Here is an 18,641-nt window from a genome sequence, read left to right as displayed (position 1 = left end):
AGAGGGTCTGCTGTCTGACAGTCCGATGTTCGCGAACGACCGAGCTTGGCCGGAAACCGTTTGGCCAGCGAATGCGTCTCCTGCTGATGCCACAGCTCGGTAGCCTCACCAGAGACGAAGCCTATGCAGGTTCGCTCCTGTAGGGCACAGCCGGACGCCACTCGCAAAACGGATCCATCGTGGCCGATGAGCTTGACAGGTTCCGCGACGGGCCACTGGATCGGGCCCTGGCCATCCTGACCTTCGTGGCAGAGCAGAGGAAGGCCCTCTCGGCTGCCGAGATCGCCGCTGCGCTCGCTCTGCCACTCCCGACCGCGCATCGCCTCATCGGCAATCTGGAGGACCGTGGCCTCGTCCAGAAGGCCCTCGGCACGAAGCGTTACGTTGTCGGGAGCACCCTGGTCACCCTCTCGGCCAAGACCATTGGGGCGGCCTTCCGGACCGTACGGCGGCACGCCGTCCTGAGCGCCGTGGCCGACCGGATCGGCGAGCAATGCGAGATCGGCATCGTCCGCGACAACGCGGTGGCCTATGTCGACAGCGTGCAGACCAAGCAACAGCAGGGATTGCAATTCAATCCTGGACCCGCTGCACCACTGCACTGTACTTCGACGGGCAAGATCTACATGAGCCGCCTGCCCACCAAGGTCCGGCAAAGGCTCGCCCACTCCCTGCCGCTCGCGCAGTACACCCCCACGACGATCGCCGATCCGAAGACGCTCCTGGGCCAGCTGGACGTGATTCGGCGCAGGGGCTGGGCCAAGACCAACGAAGAATACGTCCTCGGCGTCGTCGGCTGCGCCGTCCCAATCGTCTCGCCGAAAGGCGATCTGATCGCGTGCCTCGGGGTTTCCGTGCCGTCGGCGCGTGTCGCCTTCGAGGATCTGGACGCCTTCCTTGGTCCCCTCCAGGAGGCGGCCGCCCTGTTGTCGAGCACCGTCCTGCAGGACAATGACGATTTCGATAATTCTCAAATTTCGGAATGATAAATACCGCTGCGTGATGATCTATCTCGACACCAAGGCGCTGCAGTGTATTCTCGAGTCATGCCGCCGACATGCTCAGCTCAGGAGCAAGTATTGGCGATTTTGGCGGCATCCGCGTCATTCATAGCCTGAGATGATCGAAGGAATCGCCGGAGCTCCCGGCACGATGCTTCGTTGCGTCCGCGCTACCGGAGAAATCATGAGCCAGCACTACGACGTCGCCGCCGTTCGTCAGGCGTTTCCGGCCGCTGAGCACGTGGTCTACCTCGACAGCGGCTTCCAGACCCCGCTATCCCGTCCGGTGAAGGAAGCGTACGAGCGCTTCCTGCGCGAAGGGTTCGAGACCGCCGGTCCCAAGCAGATCTGGCTCAGCCGGCTCGAAGAGACCCGCGCCAAGGTCGCGACCCTGCTCGGCGCGCAGCCGCACGAGATCGCCTTCACCAAGAACACCTCCGAGAGCATGAACATCGCCGCCCACGCGCTGCCGCTGAAGGCCGGCGACAAGGTGCTGATGATCCACGGCGACCACCCGAACAACGCCTACGCCTTCCTCAACCTGAAGAAGAAGGGCGTGGAGGTCGTGTTCATCCCCATGACCGAGGTGGTGAACGCGGAGAGCTTCCGGTCCCGCATCGACGAGAGGACGCGGGCGATCTCCATGTCGCACGTGACCTTCCACGCCGGCCACCGGTTCGATGTGGATAGCGTGGGCGACCTCTGCGAGGAGCACGGTCTCTACTTCGTCGTGGACGTCATGCAGGGCATCGGCGTGACGCCGATCGATGCGAAAGCCATGAAGGCGACCTTCATCGGCTCGGGCACGCATAAGGGCCTGCTCGTGCCCCAGGGGCTGGGCCTGCTCTACTGGGACGCCTCCAAGATCGAACTGGAGCCGGCCTACCTGGCCGCCGCCAGCCTCGCCGAGCCGCCGATGGACTTCATCGCCCGGTCGGACAACATGTCCTTGCCGGCGACGGCCGGCCGGTTCGAACTCGGTAACTACAATCTCCCGGCAATCCAGGGCCTCGGCGCGGCCATCGACCTGATCAACACGGTCGGCATCGAGAACATCCAGAGCCACTGCTTCGATCTCGGCGATTACCTCATCGCGCGTCTCGACCAGCTCGACGTCGGCTTGGTCGGTCCGCGCAACCGGCAGCACCGCGCCCCACACATCTACGTCGTCGCCCTGCCTGCATCTGAGTGGCTGGACTACTTCACGCAGAACGGCATCCGCGTCTCGCCCGAGCGCGACGGTATCCGCGTGTCGCTCGGGATGTTCAACACCACGGCGGACATCGACCGGCTGATCGAGGCCATCCGCGCCCGCAACGTGCCGTCGACGCACGCACGCACGGCCGCGCTGTCCAAGCTCGGCTAGGAACCAAGCCTCTCCACCCTCATCGCTGACGGCATCCGCGCCGCTTGGCCTCGTGAGACCCGAACGGGGTCTGTCATCATCAAGAGGAGAAGACCGATGTCCCTGCGTCGAGCGTTCGTACGACTATCCGGCGCGCTCGCGCTTGGTCTTGCCGCGACGGTAGCCTCCGCCGAGAGCCCGACGCTGGATAAGATCAAGCGCACGGGGGCCGTAACGCTCGGCTATCGTGAGGCTTCGATCCCGTTCTCGTACCTCGGCGCCGATCAGAGGCCGGTTGGCTTCTCGATGGACCTGTGCGCGCAGGTCGTGGACAAGATCAAGAGCGACCTCAAGCTCGACAACCTCGCGGTCAAGCTCCAGCCGGTGGACTCCGCCAACCGCATCCCGCTCATGCAGAACGGGACCATCGACATCGAGTGCGGCGGCACTTCCAGCAGCGCCGCTCGGCTCAAGCAGGTCGCCTTCACGGTCGCGACCTTCGTGTCATCGGCCCGATGGCTGACCAAAGCCTCATCCGGCATCCACGACGTGAAGGGCCTCGACGGCAAGACCGTGGTCGTCACGCAGGGTTCGAACGCGGTCGGCTTCGCGTTCGGCATCAAGGCCAAAGGGGGCACCTTCAACGTCATCCAGGCCAAGGACCACGGCGAGTCGATGCTGGTGCTCCAAAGCGGGCGTGCCGCAGCCTTCATGGAGGACGACATCCTGCTCGCCAGCCTGAAATCCCGCGCGCCCGATCCGGCCGGCCTCATCTTCCTCCCGGAGACCTACGATCTGGTGGCCTACGGCCTGATGCTGCGTAGGGATGATGCGGAATTCAAGGCGCTCGCGGACGGTGTCCTGAAGGGTATGATGGCCTCGGGGGCTTTCGCCAAGCTCTATACCGAGTGGTTCGAGAGCCCGATCCCGCCCCACGGCGAGAACTTGAGCTTCCCGATGTCCGACGCCCTGAAGGAGCGCGTCGCCCACCCGAGCGACGCGATCGATTTCTGACCCGTCACCCGGCGCACGCTTGCCGAAGAGTAACGAATATGCCCGTTGTGCCGACCATCCCGGAGCAGGTCCCGGATCCTGGTCACGGGCCTCGGCAGGCTCGCCGCGACGGCTGCGCAAGCTCATGTCGTCGAGCCTGCGTCGGCCCGGCGGCCTGAAGCAGTCCGATCACCGGTGACTATTTGAGTGCGCCCAAAGAGAAACCGGCAGATCTAGCCTCGTGTCCGCTTTGAGCATCGACGGCGATGACCGCTTTCCACCCCGAGCTGAAGTCGCCGGACGGCTGACGAACGTTCGATTCGGAGAAGGGATGACGGCGGCCCAGGCGTCTGGGTTGGGTCGCTATCGGAATGACTGCTTGGGGTGGAAGGGAGATGGTCCGCTTCTGGACTGGAATGATCCGAAGCGGACGCCGTCCTCGCACTCAGCCGCGATGCCAGTCGCTCACGATGGCTTAGGTGCGAACATCGCGGCGACGCTGTGGGGAGCCTCCAGGCCAAAGAACCGGGCAAGGTTCCGGGCGGAGACAGCGGCGATCTCCGCGCTTCGAAGAAACATGCTTTGCTCGTATGCGGTGAGCGCGAGGCCGATGTGGTCGGGCGACGCGATGATCGCCCTCGCGAGTTCGGCGCCGTCGTAGAGGGCGAGGTTCGCTCCCTCGCCCGCGAACGGCGACATCAGGTGCGCCGCATCGCCGACGAGGGTCACACCGGGCACCCGATCCCAGCGGTGGCCGACCGGCAGGGCGTGGATGGGACGGAGGACGGGATCGTCGTCACTGGTCGTGATGAGGGCGGTCAACTGCGGGGCCCAGCCAGCAAACTCGGCCGCGACGCGGGCCAAGGTAGCTTTGGTGTCGCGGACGTCGATGGCGTCGAACCAGGATGCCGGCCTCTTCAACGCTGTGTAGGTGTGCAGCCGCCCGTCCGCATACCTGTGGGCCAGGATGCCTTGGCCCGGTGCCACGGCCATCAGCGTACCGCCGCCAATCGCCTCCGCACTGGCCGCAATGCGCCTGTCGCCGTCGCGAACTGTCGTCTCGATGAACGACACGCCGGCATAGGTGGGTGTGGCGTGGGCGAGCATGGGGCGGACCTTCGACCAAGCCCCGTCCGCGCCTACGAGCAAGTCGGCGGTGACCGTCGCGCCGTTCGTGAAGGCGACCGTGTGCCGTCCGTCGCCGCAGGCGGTGACCGTAGCCGCTCGGTGGTCCCACCTGATCGTCCCGGCGGGGAGCGAGGCGATGAGCAGCCGCCGCAGGTCACCGCGATCAATTTCGGGCCGATGGTCCGCTGGGTCACCGGGTCGGTCGAACAGGATATGGCCGCTTCGATCCACGATGCGTTTGGCGTTTTCACCGGGGCGCACTAGGCGGAGGAAGCCGTCGTGGAGCCCCGCGGCCCTCAGGGCGATCTGCCCGGTGGGTTCGTGGATGTCGAGCAGGCCGCCCTGGGCCCGCTCATCGACTGATGGCTCCCCCTCGTAGACCGTTGCCAAGATCCCATGGAGATGGAGGATGCGGGCCAGCACGAGGCCACCGGGGCCCGCGCCGAGGATCGTGATCGACTGTCGCATGGGTGCGCTCCCGCGACCGCGTGCGACCGGCGCCTTCAACGGCCAGTCACCACGGTTGCCCGAGATCATCGGGCGATTGCTTCGGAGACGCTGGTCGATCCATGCGAGGAGCGTGGATGACGTGCATTCGACGGCCCTACGCTGGGCGGTCGTTTTTCGCGACACTGCCGAGACTACCTCCGACCAACCGGCTCGGCAACTTTTCGATACTGCGACGAGGACGAGCGACCGCTTTCGGGAAGCGCTGAGAGCTGTTCGGGCGACCCCGTTGGGTCGGTAGGAGCTCGTCCGCTTTTTCGGCGTATCTGCTCCGAAGCGGACCAGCGGCCTCCGGCCAGCATCTGCCGCCACGCATCGCTCGCCTGAACGTCTCAGATGGGTGGGAAGCGGTCTGTCCGCCTTTGTTGAGTGATGCGACGGAACCGGTCGTTCGCTCGACGTCGTCAGACCTCATAGTGTCCATCTTGTCTATCTGGTGCCCCTGGCCGGCATCCGTAAGTGGGCATCGACTCAGGCCGGATCACCAGCTCAGCGCCCCCCTCCTGAACCTTCGATCATACTCATCGCAAAGAGGGCGAATACTGCATCCGCCACGGCCCCTGCGAGCGCTCCGAGGAACCCATGACCGGTGACGATGGTGTGATAATCGTAGGCTGAGTTGAGCGGCGACTCAGAGCCGGCCCGGAGGTTGGCCAGCCGCGCCGATTGCCCCGCTGCTGCTCGGGTTGTCCCAACGGCCTGCCATGCTACCGTCTAGTCCCCGAACCAGCAGGCTCAACGCCAGAAGGGCGAGGAGGAGGCCGGCGGCCTTGTTCAGCTGGTTCAGAACATGACTGGTGACACAGCGCCGAAACAAGGACACGGCTGTGTTGAACACAACCCACCAGCCGAACGATCCCAAGAAAACGCCGGCCGCCAGTACCTGTAGTGGCGCGGTCCCGCGCGCGAGGAGGGCCGGCGTTGCGGCCAGGAACAGCACGGGGGTGATCGGATTCGCCAGTGCCAGCACAACTGCACTGCCGTAGCTCGCGGCCAGGGTGTCGCGGCGCTCGCTGCTCGCATGCAGCACCGAGACGCTGCGAAGCACCCGGACCGCGAGGGCGAGTAGCACTGCCCCCGAGACCAGGGAGAGCACGGCCCCGTTCGACCACGCCGCAGCCAGGTCCGCGCCCCAGCGCATGATCACGGCCCCGTATGACAGATGCACGGTCGCGACGCCGAGCCCGGTAGCAAGGCCGATGGGTAGGCCCCCTGACAGTGTTCGCTGAATGCAAAGTAAGCTCGTCGGCCCGATCGGCGCGGCGATGGACAGACCAAGAGTTGCGCCGGCGAGCAGGGCCGTGGCAATGACGCCCATGGCGCTGGGAATGCACCTAGTCGTCTTCCACGCGGTCGAGGGGAGAAGCGGCCGGCCGGGGCTCAGCTGCCGCGTTGTTCGCGTCCGGGCACCCAATCTGCGCACGCTCCACGGCCGAGGAAGCTTGCGCGCAGGCGAGCTCTGGCAGGTCGTTCAACTCGTCGGCCCAGGCCCCGGTGCAGGACAAGACAACGATCAGGCTGGCGGCAATTGTTTTCATGGCTGTTCCTTCCGTGTGCTGACAATTTAAGGATGGCTGGAATCTGATCATCCTCCGTCCGGCGGATGGCACCGCCTGTGCTGCTACAGGCTCGCGGCCTACGTCCTACCCGAGCAAGAAAGCAGCATTTCCTCAGATACTTGCACAGCCGCGCTTTGGTTTGCGGAGGCTGCGTCGCCGCCGCGCCCGCTGGAGCGTCCGGACGGCGGGCTTACTGAATACGTGCTCGGCGCACCGTCCCTCACCAAAAGCATCATCTGTTTGAAGGATACCGCTGCCAGTTTTGGACTGATATTGGTCTTACCGCGATCAGTTAGCTTTTCGTGGGGCGTGCCGGTGCGGGAAGCTCTTATCGATCGGATTTACGAGGCTGCGGGCACCCCGGAGCTCTGGCCAGACGTTCTCCAGTCTCTAGGCGATACGGCGAACTCGGATGGCGCTGTGCTCATGGTGCTACCCCCCGTCGGAATGCCCCGCTGGATTGCCTCACCGGCTTTTGAGCAGCGCCTACGTCATCACACGGCCGCAGCCTGCTGGCGCGGCAGTGGGCGCACGACCCAGTGGCGCATCCAGGCCCATGCCGGCTTCATGCGTGACGTCGACCTCGTGCCGGGCTCCTATGACGGCCTGCCCTGCGAAATCGACAAGCCGTTCTGGCAGGTGGGGACAACGATTCCCCTGCCTACCGGCGACGTCGCGATCGTCACCGCCGAACGCCGGGCCCAAACCGGCCCCCATGAGGCCGCCATCCTACCTCAGCTCGACGCTCTGCGGCCCCATTTCGTGCGCGCCTGCCAGCTCAGCGCCCAGTTCGGCTGCGAGCGCGCTCGCGTCACCACCATGACGCTCAATCAGATCGGGCTTCCCGCTGCGGTCCTGTCGGCCTCGGGGCGGGTGCTCACCATAAATGCCCGTTTGCAGGAGCGGGAGGAGGTCCTACCCTCCGGCCAGCACGGCGGCTTGCTATTCAAGAGCGTGATCAACAGCAAGCTACTGCAGGACGCGATCAGCAACGTCGTAGGTGGGCGGCACACGGCGCAGACTATGCCGGTGCGCAGCTATTCCGACGACCGCCCTCAGATTGCTCACGTCATGCGCTTGGAACGACACCCCGGCGACGTCTTCGGTGCGGCGGCGGTACTGCTCATCCTTGTGCACGTTGGCACGCGGGCAATTCCGGACGACGGTCTCCTCAACCTGCTGTTCGACCTTACCCCAGCGGAGACGCGCCTACTCCAAGCGCTGGCCGGGGGCTTGCGCCTGCAGAGCTACGCCGAGAGCGTCGGCGTACAGACAAGCACTGTCCGCACCCAGCTCAACTCGATCTTCAACAAAACCGGGACCAAGCGGCAGGCGGATTTGCTGAGCATTGTCGCCTCGCTCTCGATGTTCAGCGGGCAGACGACACAATGCTTAGGTGTGGCGTGAGTCATCGGGCGGCTTCGTCCAGAAAGGCGGCCAACGCCTTCGCAGTCGGAAAGGCGTCGAAGGCCCCGAACCGGCAGGTGGTGAGCGCACCGCAGGCCGCGGCTTGACGCAGGGTCGCTTCGAGGGGCTCTTCTGCAAGCAGGCCCGCCAATAGCCCGGCCGTGAAGGCGTCCCCCGCCCCGACCGTATCGACTGCCGCCACCGCGAACGCCGGCTGGCGTAGGGGCGGCAGCCCAGGACGAAACGCCATCGCGCCGCGCTCACCCAGGGTCACCACCAAGAGGTCGAGGCCACCGTCGAACATGGCGGCAATGGTCGGCGTCGTGGCCCTGGCGTCGGCGATAACGTCGGGAGCTCCTAGGTTGAGGTGGGCGGCCTCAATTGCATTGACGACGAGGATCGCAGTGTCGGCCAGGATCGCCGGGTCGATGGGGCGCACTGGTGAAGGGTTTAGCAGAGTGGGAAGGCCCAGCGTCCGCGCCAGGGCGAAGGCCTCGCGAATGGGGGCGTCCGGCGATTCGAAAGTCGCTGCCACGAGGTCCGCCTGCCCAACACGAGCGGCGACGGCTCGGATGTCCTCCGCACCGAGGGCGAGGTTGGCGCCGAGGCAGACTGCTAGACAGTTCTCGCCGGCTGCATCGACGAAGGCGACGCCGGCGCCCGTCGAGCCTGTATGCGGCACCAGCATATCCTCGGAGAACCCGACCTTCGCGAAGGTCGAGCGGACCACCGGGGAGAACACGTCCGTGCCGACGGCAAAGATTCCATCCACCGCGACGCCGAGTTGGTGCGAGGCGATCGCGAGGTTAAATCCCTTGCCACCAGGCTCGGCTAGGAAGGCCAAGCCATCAAGGGACTCGCCCGCCTGCGGCAGCCGCGCGACCTTGACCGAGCAGGCAATCACGAAGCTTCCGATGACGAAGACACGCATGGAGCACTCCGAGCTTATCCGTTATAAGCATCTGTACCGGAGGTCGATCAGACGTGCGCCCCAAAAATCGGACGATGAACGGTGAGGTCGACCCGGACTTCGCGGAAGGCGAGCGTCCCTCGGTGCTCTCTCTCTTACGCCTGCGCGGCGACACTGCGATGCCGCTGTACCGGCAGATTGAGGGGCAGTTGCGCGAGTTGATCCTGTCGGGCTCGCTGCCGCCGGGCGTCATCCTGCCGGCCGAGCGCCAGCTCGCCGATAGCCTAGGTGTCAGCCGCGTCACGGTCCAGCGCGCCTATGCCGAGCTCAGTGACGACGAACTCCTCGTGCCGCGTGGGCGCTCCGGCTTCCTCGTTCGCCGTCCCCCCGAGCCCGTGCGGCCGGGCATGGACCGGCTCAAGGGCTTCACGGAGGAGATGCGGGAGTTGGGGAAGATCCCGTCGTCGCGCATTCTGGAACGGGCGGTCACTGAGGACCGCTCCATCGCCTCGATCTTCGGCCTGCCATCGACGGCCCCATTCCTACGACTGACGCGCGTTCGCTCTGGCGACGGCGTGCCGATGTCACGCGAGGTCGCTTGGTACAACATCCGCGCCGTGCCCGCCCTTGAGACCGGCGATCTCTCCGGCTCCGTCTATGCCTTCCTAGGCGGGCACCCAGGCGGCCGTCTCGTGCGCTGCGAGCAGACGGTAGAGGCGACTATGCCGACGGCGGACGAATGCGAGATCTTCGCCTTCGAACGGCCGCTCCCTTGCCTATTGATCAAGCGCCACAGCTACAATCAGGACTCGGTTATGATCGAGTACGTTGAGGGCCTGTTCCGGGGAGATGCCTATCGCTATCGCTTGAATTTAAGCGCGTAGCGAATGTAACTGACCTCTGGTCCCTACTCGCCAGGACCGCTCCGGATGGATGAACTCATCCGCTTGGACTGGATGAATAGCCGCTTTGATGCTCGCGGATCTGGCTTGAAAGTCTGCAGCAGTGACAGACGAGCATTGTTGCAAAGCAATCCGTTGCGGATGGTGTTCAAGAAAAGCATCAAATCCTTGTTGAAGCGACGCGAAGATCGTCGACTTCCGAGCTCGATGGCAATGAGTTGGTACGGCAGGGTGGGGCCGTGGGGAGATCGTCTGCTTTTGTGCCGAACCGTCTCCGAAGCGGACGTGCTGCCTTCGGCCAGCTCCAGCCGTGTTGAAGGGCGCCGATGAACGGCTGGGTTGGGTGGTTTCCTGCCCGTCTGCTTCTGGATCCTCAAGCCATAATACCGGACGTTCGCTCAAATCCAGCCCTCGGATAGGCAGAAGCTTCGCCAAGGAGGGTTTGAACTACGAGCTGGTGGCATTAGATCTAATCAGGCGACTGCGTGTCGATGATGAGACGCGAAATCATACCGCGTCTCTACTCCATCATGATTAACTAACCCGATCAGTCTTATCCAATCTTTCACATCCACTTCGCGCAAATCGGCGACGTCCGGCGAAAGCTAACACCAATGGAAAAACCGCACAATTGTAACAAATTATTTCCAAGTTGCCCCTGGAATTGAGTACTGCGACATATTGACGATTCAGCTTTATGGCGATAAATATTAATCTAAGTGAGGGCAGAGCGACAATTTATTCTATTTATTTATTGGCAGCTCCTGCTGGAGCGGCCTGCGCGGCACTTAAGTACCTAAGTGGCTTTAGGTGTCAGCCAAGCTCCGAAACTGCAAGTAAAATGCAAAATAGATCGGTCCAACCTGATCTTAAGTTCCGCACATCGCGCGAGTGTTGACTTAGTTGTGTCTATTTCGCCGAGCTCAAGCGGAAGATATGACTATGCGCAAATAAAACAACGCCCAAGGGATGCGCCAGTGGCTGCCAAGGTTCTCGGAATATCAGCTTACTACCACGATTCGGCGGCTGCGATCGTATGTGACGGTGAAATCGTCGCTGCGGCCCAGGAGGAACGGTTCTCGCGCAAGAAACACGACTCCAGCTTTCCACGACAGGCCATAGACTATTGCTTGAGCGAAGCTTTCATAGACGCGTCGGAACTGGACGGCGTCGTCTTCTACGACAACTCGATGCTCACGGTGGATCGCGCGGTCAAGAGCGCAATAGCGGTTGCACCAGCGGGACGCGATCAGTTCATGGCGTCCTCCCGCGCGCTCTTAGGTCCGAAGGCTTGGCTGGCACGGGATCTGGAATTGGTTCTCGGAGAGGTCCCGCGACTGCTCGGCACGCAGCACCATCTGGCTCACGCTGCCAGCAGCTTCTTTCCGTCCCCGTTCGATGAAGCAGCCATCCTCACGATCGATGGCGTCGGAGAGTGGGCCACCTGTACGCTTGGTATCGGAAAAGGCTCGAACATCGAATTGCTTCAGGAGCTACGATACCCGCATTCCCTCGGCTTGCTGTACAGTGCATTCACCTATCACTGCGGGTTCAAGGTCAACTCAGGCGAATACAAGCTGATGGGTTTAGCTCCCTACGGAGAGCCCAGCTACGCAAACCTGATCCGCGACGAACTGGTCGACATCCGCGAGGACGGATCCTTCCGGCTTGATACGCGCGCGTTTGGGTATATCGACTCGCTGGTGATGACTAACACGCGGTTCGAAGACCTCTTCGGCGGCCCGGCTCGTAAGCCGGATACTATGATCACCCGACGCGAAATGGACCTGGCCGCATCCATTCAACACGTTGCCGAAGAAATCGTCCTCAAGCTTGTCAAGCACGCGAAGCGCCAGACGCAGTCGAGAAATCTAGCCTTGGCCGGTGGTGTCGCCCTTAATTGTGTAGCGAACGGACGCGTTTGGAGAGAAGCCGGGCTGGATGGCTTCTTCATCCAACCCGCTGCCGGTGATGCCGGCGGGGCCCTCGGCGCGGCTCTGCTGGCCTCACACACCGTGTTCGGGGTACCCCGCCCCCCCGGGCGATCGCAGGATGCGCTCAAGGGCAGTCTGCTCGGTCCAGCCTTCTCACCCCAGGAAATCGCCGCCTTCGTCGACCGTACGGACGCGCCCAGCCACCTCGTCGTCGATCCGGCCGAGCGTGCGCGTCGCATTGCCAACGCGCTGGCGGCGGGCAAGATCGTGGCGCTCTTCAGTGGCCGGATGGAATTCGGTCCCCGGGCCCTGGGCGCGCGGTCTCTCCTGGGTGATCCGCGTGTGCCCGACATGCAGAGCCGTATGAACATCAAGATCAAGTTCAGGGAAAGCTTTCGGCCGTTTGCTCCCGCGGTGCTCGCAGAACATGCGGCAGACTATTTCGAGTTAGAAGGCGAAAGTCCCTACATGCTGCTCGTGGCGCCTGTCCGCGAGGAGCGGCGGCACGCCGTCGAGTTGCACCTCGGCGATGACGACAACCTGCTCACGATCGTTCACCAAGTCCGGAGCGACATACCGGCCGTCACGCATGTCGACTTCACGGCCCGTGTGCAGACCGTCGGCGACAACGCAAGCCCCGAATTCCGACGCGTCCTGGAAGCGTTCTATAAAAATACCGACTGTCCGGTGCTGATCAATACATCCTTTAATGTGCGTGGCGAGCCGATCGTCTGCAGCCCGCAGGATGCTTACCGCTGCTTCATGCGCACCGACGTCGACCTTCTCGTTTTGGAAGACAGACTGCTCTGGAAATCCGAGCAGCCCGTGCTGAGTGACGATAGCGAATGGCAGACGCAGTATGAACTCGACTGACCTGCCCCCCTCCCAGCGCCTGAGTGCCGAGCTGTTCGATCGCGGCCTCGTCCCGCTCGCAAAATCGAGACGGACGCGTGGTGAGCCCGCCTGCTTTCAGCCGGATCCCGTAAAAGACGAGGGGTCCTATTTTTCGCGACCGTTCACCGCGTCGATGGCAGCGGCCGACTTCGAGCGTTCGGTGTTCAACACACCTGAACAGCTCATCGATGGACTAACCGCATTCTGGGAGGCTTCAGGCGATGCAGACCTTATCTCCCTCGTCCCCACGATGAGGAAGATCGCCTCCGCTTTGCAAGAAGAAGCCGCCGACCATGACGGGTCGGTCAGCGTCTTCTGCTACGCCATGTTCTAGCAGGTTCTCACCATGACGCTTTATGAAAAGATCGAACAAGAGGTCTTGCAATGGATCAAGGAGTTCATCGTCGTCCCGAATGAGTTTTACGACGGTAAATTCGCCCCCTGCCCCTATGCCCAAGCCGCCATGTTGGCGCGCGCCGTAGATGTAGCCGTGTGGCGGTCCGGCGACCCGCGCCACTTCATCCGCGAGCAAGCCTCGACCATGCGCGACTCCGCCGGCATCCAGACGCGGGTTATCGTTTTCCCACCGCGGGTCCAGTGGTCCCTCGGCATCAGCGATTTTGTCGATACGCTTAATACCGAACTCATCCCAAGTGATATTTTTCTGAACACGGGCGTCGCGAAAACTTCAAACAGTCTATATCCCGGATCTGCCGGTCAGCCATATTTTATTGTGGTCGTCAATAGTTTAGCCGCCGTCCTGCGCGGAGCAAAATCGCTCCAGAAGACAAACTACTACGATAAATGGCCGGCGTCCCACCGCAGGATCGTCGTCGACCGGCGTGCCGACCTGGCGGAACGCTACAAACAATTGAAAGATACCCGCGCATGAAGTTCGCGTCATCTCGGTATGACCCCTTCGTCACACGGACGATGATGCAACATGATGCGGCCGTCGGTACCCTTTATATTCCGAGCTTGAAGCTCCGCGTGAGTGGAAAGACCGGCGGTTACCTGATCCGCACCAACGCCGCCGGATTTCGATCGGAACGCGAATTCACTCCCGAACGGACGCCCGGCAAGTTGCGGGCAGTGATGTTCGGCGACTCGCAAACGGCTGGTGACGGCATCTCCAACGCAAAACGATTTAGCGATCTTTTGGAGAAGAAGGTCCCAAATCTTGAAGTCTATAACTACGGTATCCACGGCACTGGCCCTGATCAACATTATCTCTTATATGATCGTCTCTGCGATGTCCAGCATGACTTGCTAATCATTGTTACATATGTTGAGACCATCCGGCGTATATCCCGCAGGGTTTTCGAGTCGCGCGGGCCCAACGGTTCGCCAGTTTTCTACGCAAAACCGTATTTTGAGATTGTTGACGGTTGTCTAAAGCTTCGCAATGTTCCGGTGCCGAAGCATATCTGGACCGAGCAGACGCTACCTGAGGAATTGAAATCGCACATCTACTCCGCCCACGAGACCAATCTTTTCACGCAGGTCACTGGAAAAAAGGGTTCGGCCCCGAAGTTACCGCGAGCCTTGGAGCCCCTGCACGAAATCGTGAAAAGCTGCATCCTTCGGCTTCCGAAGTTCAGGATGCTCCAAGAATATAGCGATGTAGGTAATCCGAGCTGGGTTTTGCTGCGGTCGATCATGGAGCGATGGATCTCGGCGAGTCCCACTCCGGTGCTACTGGTGACCATTCCGCATTACATCACGTTCGAGTCGGGGCAGGATCCAACCTGTTACCGTCCGCGATTTCAGGAACTCGTGAACGCGACCGGTATCCGGCATTACGATCTCTTTGCAGACGTAAAAAAGCTATCGACCCACAATCGTCGATCGCTCTGGTCGGAATGGTCGGGGCATCTTTCTGCCGAGGCGCACGAGCTTATGGCGGCGAATTTGGCACCAGTCATACAGTCCTTGCTGCCCGATACGCGAAACGAAGCGACCGCGTGAACGCAATCTGACGAACGACCGCTTTGTGGAAGTGCCAAAGGCGGTCCGGACGGCTGGATTGGGTCGCCAGCGGAACGTCCGCATCTGCCTTCCGTCTCCAGAGCCTCGGTTCGGGTGTCTCCTCGCCTTGTCGGCGTGGGCCGGCAAGGAGACAGACGATGGGACACTCTGCACACGATCCGGCTACGAAAGGGCGACCAGCCTGGAACGCCGGCCGCAAGCTCGGCGCCAAGCGGGCCCTCAAACCTCAGCAGGTCTGGGCCATCCGCTTCTGGCTCGACCGCGAACGGCGCGTGCGCGTGCGCGCGATGTTCGGCCTCGCCATCGACAGCAAGCTGCGCGGCTGCGACATCGTCAAGCTCAAGATCGGCGACCTCGTCAGCGGGGGTCGCGTCCGTAGCCGCGCCATCGTCATCCAGCGCAAGACCGGTCGGCCCGTGCAGTTCGAATTGCTCGAACCCGCCCGTACCAGCATCCTCGCATGGCTGGAGGCCAGGGGTGGCACGCTCGACGACTATGCCTTTCCAAGCAGGCTCGACGGCGGCACGCACATCAGCACCCGGCAGTATGCGCGCCTCGTCGATGAGTGGGTCATGGGCAGCGGGCTACGCAGCGAGGACTACGGAACCCATTCCCTCCGCCGCACCAAGGCGTCGTTGATCTACAAGCGGACCGGCAACCTGCGTGCCGTCCAGATCCTGCTCGGCCATACCAAGATTGAGAGCACAGTCCGGTACCTTGGGGTCGGCGTCGAGGATGCGCTGACCTTGGCAGAGGGAACTGAGATTTGAGCGTTCGGCCCCTCGGCTTCATTGTCGGGGGGCTTTCAGAGCAGCCCGGCAGAAAAGCGCCCATCCCGGTCATTCGATGAGTATCGAACGCTCCTTCTTAGCGGACATTCACAGTCACGATGGCTACGCGGGGCCATGTGCGTAAGGGTGACTAAATCAGGGAGGGCTCGCGTCCATAGGCCTCGAGGGCTACGAGTAACCTGTGCCTGGATGCCAGGGGCATAGGTAGATCAGATGCCCAATACGGCCTCGCTCATACGACGCCCCGGTTGGCACGGCTCTCGACCCTTTGCCGGTCTGCCGAGCTCGCCCCTGGCCTACGTACTGCTCGCGTTAGCCGTCACCCTAGTCGGTTGGAACTTCGCAGCCGGCGATGCCGCTCGCCGGGAGCAGTCGCGCCAGCGCGATTTGATCAGCCACAGTGATCGCCTGGTCTCGACCATGAAGGATCTGGAGACCGGCATGCGCGGCTACGCCCTGACCGGTATGCCCGAGTACCTCGAACCCTACGCCGACGCACTCAACCGCATCGGGGAGGAAGCCGCCTACCTTAATGCGTCCGACCACACGGCCATTGACCCTGCCGTCGCGGCGCTCGCCCCCGTGCGCACGCTGATCGAAGGCGAGAGAGCGTTCTCCGACCAGGTCGTGACCATCCGTCGCGACCGAGGCTCCGACGCCGCTGCGGCCCTGGTCGCGACCGGCGAGGGCAAGCACTTGATGGATGCGATCCGCGCTGCGACCGCAGTTGCGGACCAGCGCGCCGACGAAGCGTTGGCCGAGATCGACCGCCGCGACAGCCTGCGCAACACCATCTTGACCGCGTTCAGCCTGCTCTGCGCCACTCTCGCCGTGGCGCTCTTGGCGCGCCTCGCCCTCGTCCGCCGCCGCGAGAGCCAGCGCAGCAGCTGGTTGTTCGAGGGCGTGCTCGCCAACGCGCCGGTCGGGCTGGGCTTCCTCGACGGTGATCTGAAGATCCGCCACATGAACCGTGCGTTGGCGACGATGAGCGAGCGCGGCTTTGGGGCGGATCTCGGTGCACCGATCTGGACCCTGCTGCCGAGGTTGGAAGAGCAGCTCACTCCGCTGGTGGAAGCGGCACGCGATCATGGCTTGGTCAGCGCCGACGTGCCTGTGACCGTGCCGAGCGAGAGCGCGCCGGGTGGGACGCGCCACTTCCGCATGAGCTTCTATCCGCTGCGTCAAGATGAGGGGCCGGCGGCGATCGGGGTCGGAGTCGTGGTCGCCGATGTGACCACAGCGGCCTTGTCCGAGGCGCAGGTACGCGTGGGCGAAGCGCTGCTGCGAACCGTGCTCGATACCCTGCCGGTGGGCGTGCTCATCGCCGAGGCGCCGTCCGGCCGGATCACCGGCCACAACGCCCGGGCCGAGGCGATACTGGGGCACGGGGTCCTGCCCGCGCAACCCGGTGAGGGACCGGCGCGCTGGGTCGGCTTCCACGAGGATGGCCGGCCGGTCGAGCCGAGGGAGTGGCCGCTGATCCAGGTGGTACGCGAAGGCGAGCCTCAGGCGGAGCTGGAAGTCGATTACCGGCGCGGCGACGGCTCGCACGCCTGGATCGGCTTCGCAGGTGCGCCGATGCGTGATCCGGATGGCGCGCTCGTCGGCGGTGTGGTCGTCGTTTCCGACATCGACGCACGCAAGCGTTCCGAGCACGTGCTCGCAGCGGCCAAGGAGGCTGCCGAGGAGGCCAACCGCGCCAAATCCGAGTTCCTGGCCAACATGAGCCACGAGCTGCGCACGCCGCTCTCGGCGGTGATCGGTTACTCGGAGATGCTGCAGGAGGAGATGGAGGACGCCGGTCAGGCGGACCTGCTCCCGGACATGAAGAAGATCGAGGCGAACGCGCGTCACCTGCTCGGGCTGATCAACGACGTCCTCGACCTCTCGAAGATCGAGGCCGAGCGCATGGAGGTGTATCCCGAGACCCTCGATATCGCTGCGACCGTGCGCGATGTCGCAGCGACGGTCGAGGCGCTGGTCGAGAAGAAGGGCAACGCCCTCGTTCTCGATCTCGGGGACGGGCTCGGCGGCGCCTACACCGACGCGACCAAGCTTCGCCAGTGCCTGATCAACCTACTGAGCAACGCGGCCAAGTTCACGGAAGGCGGGCGCATCACCCTGTCGACACGCCGGCAGACGGATGACGAGGGCGACCGACTAGTCTTTGCCGTGTCTGATACCGGCATCGGCATGACCGAGGAGCAAGTGGCGCGACTGTTCCAGCGCTTCAGCCAGGCAGACGCCTCGACGACGCGGCGCTTCGGCGGCACGGGGCTGGGATTGGCGATCACCCGGGCGTTCGCGCATATGCTCGGCGGTGACATCGCGGTCGCGAGCCGTGAGGGCCAAGGCACGACCTTCACCTTGACCGTTCTAGCGAGCGCGGCCGGAGGCGAGGAGATACACGCACCGCCCGGATCATCGTCCGGCGTGCCGCGATTCGATGATCAAGCCGTGCAGGGCAGCGAGGTTCTGGTCATCGACGACGATCAGGCGACCCGCGACCTGCTCGCGCGCTTCCTGACCAAGGAAGGCTTCCACGTCGCGACAGCGCCCGACGGAAAGGCGGGGCTGGAGCAGGCCCGTACTCGACGCCCACGGGCGATCCTGCTCGACGTGACCATGCCGCGCATGGACGGATGGGCCGTGCTGCGCGCGTTGCGCGCCGACCCGGATCTGGGTGATCTACCGGTGATCATGGTCACCGTGCTCGACGAGCAGAACCTCGCCTTCTCGCTCGGTGCGACCGATTACCTGCAGAAGCCGGTCGACTGGGTGCAGCTGAAGGAGGCGATGGAACGGTTCCGCCCGAAGCCGCACGACGGACCCGTGCTGATTGTGGATGACGATCCAGACCTACGCACATTGATGACCACGCAGCTGACCCGGGACGGATGGACGGTGGTGACGGCGGTGGATGGCCGGGCAGGCTTGACGGCGGTAGCCGAGCATAAACCCCGTCTCATCCTGCTCGACCTGATGATGCCGGAGCTGGATGGGTTCGGGTTCCTGCGCCTGTTGCGCACGCGCCCGGAGTGGTACGACATCCCCGTCGTGGTGCTGACCGCCAAGGACGTCACGGCGGACGACTTCCGTCAGCTGGCCGGGCAGGCCGACCGCGTCGTACAGAAGGCCGGCTTGTCCTTCTCGGATCTCTCGGCGCTCCTGAGAACGCTCTATGGGGCTGATCCCGCCGAGTATCAGCATGGTGGGCTCGGATCGGATCATGCCGCCGCGTCGGAGATCACGACGATGGCCGAATGACCAAGCTGCCATTA

The 18,641-nt window shown here is 63.4% G+C and carries 16 protein-coding genes; 12 read left to right on the top strand and 4 right to left on the bottom strand.

The genetic code is table 11. The annotated features are described in order from the left end of the window. The first annotated feature begins 179 nt into the window (after positions 1-179). The 3 genes from AC3IF3_RS27625 to AC3IF3_RS27615 all read left to right on the top strand — a co-directional run bounded on the left by AC3IF3_RS27625 (position 180) and on the right by AC3IF3_RS27615 (position 3,360). Complete coding sequence (locus AC3IF3_RS27625) at positions 180-986, top strand: IclR family transcriptional regulator (protein ID WP_489231080.1); 807 nt, start codon at positions 180-182, stop codon at positions 984-986. A gap of 199 nt (positions 987-1,185) precedes the next feature. Then, positions 1,186-2,367 carry an aminotransferase class V-fold PLP-dependent enzyme gene (locus AC3IF3_RS27620; protein WP_489231079.1) on the top strand — a complete coding sequence of 394 codons (1,182 nt, stop codon included), beginning with the start codon at positions 1,186-1,188 and terminating at the stop codon, positions 2,365-2,367. A 96-nt stretch (positions 2,368-2,463) separates the two neighbouring features. Further along, positions 2,464-3,360 carry an amino acid ABC transporter substrate-binding protein gene (locus AC3IF3_RS27615; protein WP_489231078.1) on the top strand — a complete coding sequence of 299 codons (897 nt, stop codon included), beginning with the start codon at positions 2,464-2,466 and terminating at the stop codon, positions 3,358-3,360. A gap of 444 nt (positions 3,361-3,804) precedes the next feature. Here AC3IF3_RS27615 and AC3IF3_RS27610 read toward each other — a convergent pair whose 3' ends face one another. The 3 genes from AC3IF3_RS27610 to AC3IF3_RS27600 form a co-directional block, all read right to left on the bottom strand. Further along, entirely contained in the window at positions 3,805-4,935 is a 1,131-nt protein-coding gene (locus AC3IF3_RS27610) for an FAD-dependent oxidoreductase (protein WP_489231077.1), read from the bottom strand. 670 nt (positions 4,936-5,605) lie between these two features. Then, on the bottom strand, positions 5,606-6,292 hold the full coding sequence (locus AC3IF3_RS27605; RefSeq protein WP_489231076.1) for a LysE family translocator: 687 nt from the start codon (positions 6,290-6,292) through the stop codon (positions 5,606-5,608). 16 nt (positions 6,293-6,308) lie between these two features. After that, positions 6,309-6,512, bottom strand: coding sequence for a hypothetical protein (locus AC3IF3_RS27600; RefSeq protein ID WP_489231075.1), 204 nt, complete (start codon positions 6,510-6,512; stop codon positions 6,309-6,311). 447 nt (positions 6,513-6,959) lie between these two features. On the opposite strand from AC3IF3_RS27600, the gene AC3IF3_RS27595 reads away from it, so the two are divergent. Then, a complete protein-coding gene (locus AC3IF3_RS27595; RefSeq protein WP_489231074.1) occupies positions 6,960-7,940 on the top strand; it encodes a helix-turn-helix transcriptional regulator in 981 nt (326 codons plus the stop codon). Position 7,941: 1 nt separating this feature from the next. On the opposite strand, the gene AC3IF3_RS27590 is transcribed toward AC3IF3_RS27595, so the two are convergent. Next, positions 7,942-8,871: a PfkB family carbohydrate kinase gene (locus tag AC3IF3_RS27590; RefSeq protein ID WP_489231072.1), complete on the bottom strand. Its 930-nt coding sequence runs from the start codon at positions 8,869-8,871 to the stop codon at positions 7,942-7,944. Positions 8,872-8,945: 74 nt separating this feature from the next. Here AC3IF3_RS27590 and AC3IF3_RS27585 point away from each other — a divergent pair, with 74 nt between their 5' ends. From AC3IF3_RS27585 to AC3IF3_RS27550, 8 genes are all read left to right on the top strand, one after another. After that, the gene (locus AC3IF3_RS27585) at positions 8,946-9,734 is read left to right on the top strand and encodes a GntR family transcriptional regulator (RefSeq protein ID WP_489231070.1); all 789 of its coding nucleotides are present in this window, start codon (positions 8,946-8,948) and stop codon (positions 9,732-9,734) included. Positions 9,735-9,779: 45 nt separating this feature from the next. After that, positions 9,780-10,082 carry a hypothetical protein gene (locus AC3IF3_RS27580; RefSeq protein WP_489231068.1) on the top strand — a complete coding sequence of 101 codons (303 nt, stop codon included), beginning with the start codon at positions 9,780-9,782 and terminating at the stop codon, positions 10,080-10,082. 647 nt (positions 10,083-10,729) lie between these two features. Then, positions 10,730-12,559: a carbamoyltransferase family protein gene (locus AC3IF3_RS27575; RefSeq protein WP_489231067.1), complete on the top strand. Its 1,830-nt coding sequence runs from the start codon at positions 10,730-10,732 to the stop codon at positions 12,557-12,559. Then, complete coding sequence (locus tag AC3IF3_RS27570) at positions 12,546-12,914, top strand: hypothetical protein (protein WP_489231066.1); 369 nt, start codon at positions 12,546-12,548, stop codon at positions 12,912-12,914. The genes AC3IF3_RS27575 and AC3IF3_RS27570 overlap by 14 nt, the downstream gene beginning before the upstream one ends. A gap of 12 nt (positions 12,915-12,926) precedes the next feature. Continuing rightward, on the top strand, positions 12,927-13,472 hold the full coding sequence (locus AC3IF3_RS27565; protein ID WP_489231065.1) for a hypothetical protein: 546 nt from the start codon (positions 12,927-12,929) through the stop codon (positions 13,470-13,472). Next, positions 13,469-14,548 (top strand): SGNH/GDSL hydrolase family protein, encoded by a 1,080-nt coding sequence (locus AC3IF3_RS27560; protein ID WP_489231064.1) that lies wholly within the window; start codon positions 13,469-13,471, stop codon positions 14,546-14,548. Before AC3IF3_RS27565 ends, AC3IF3_RS27560 begins: the two co-directional genes overlap by 4 nt. A gap of 158 nt (positions 14,549-14,706) precedes the next feature. After that, a complete protein-coding gene (locus AC3IF3_RS27555; protein ID WP_489231063.1) occupies positions 14,707-15,339 on the top strand; it encodes a tyrosine-type recombinase/integrase in 633 nt (210 codons plus the stop codon). 234 nt (positions 15,340-15,573) lie between these two features. Then, a complete protein-coding gene (locus AC3IF3_RS27550) occupies positions 15,574-18,627 on the top strand; it encodes a response regulator (protein ID WP_489231062.1) in 3,054 nt (1,017 codons plus the stop codon). Positions 18,628-18,641: the final 14 nt, after the last annotated feature.

It is taken from the genome of Methylobacterium sp. J-118, assembly GCF_057836565.1.
Note: the sequence above shows the minus strand (reverse complement) of the source record. Positions and strands in the feature narration are given on the sequence as shown.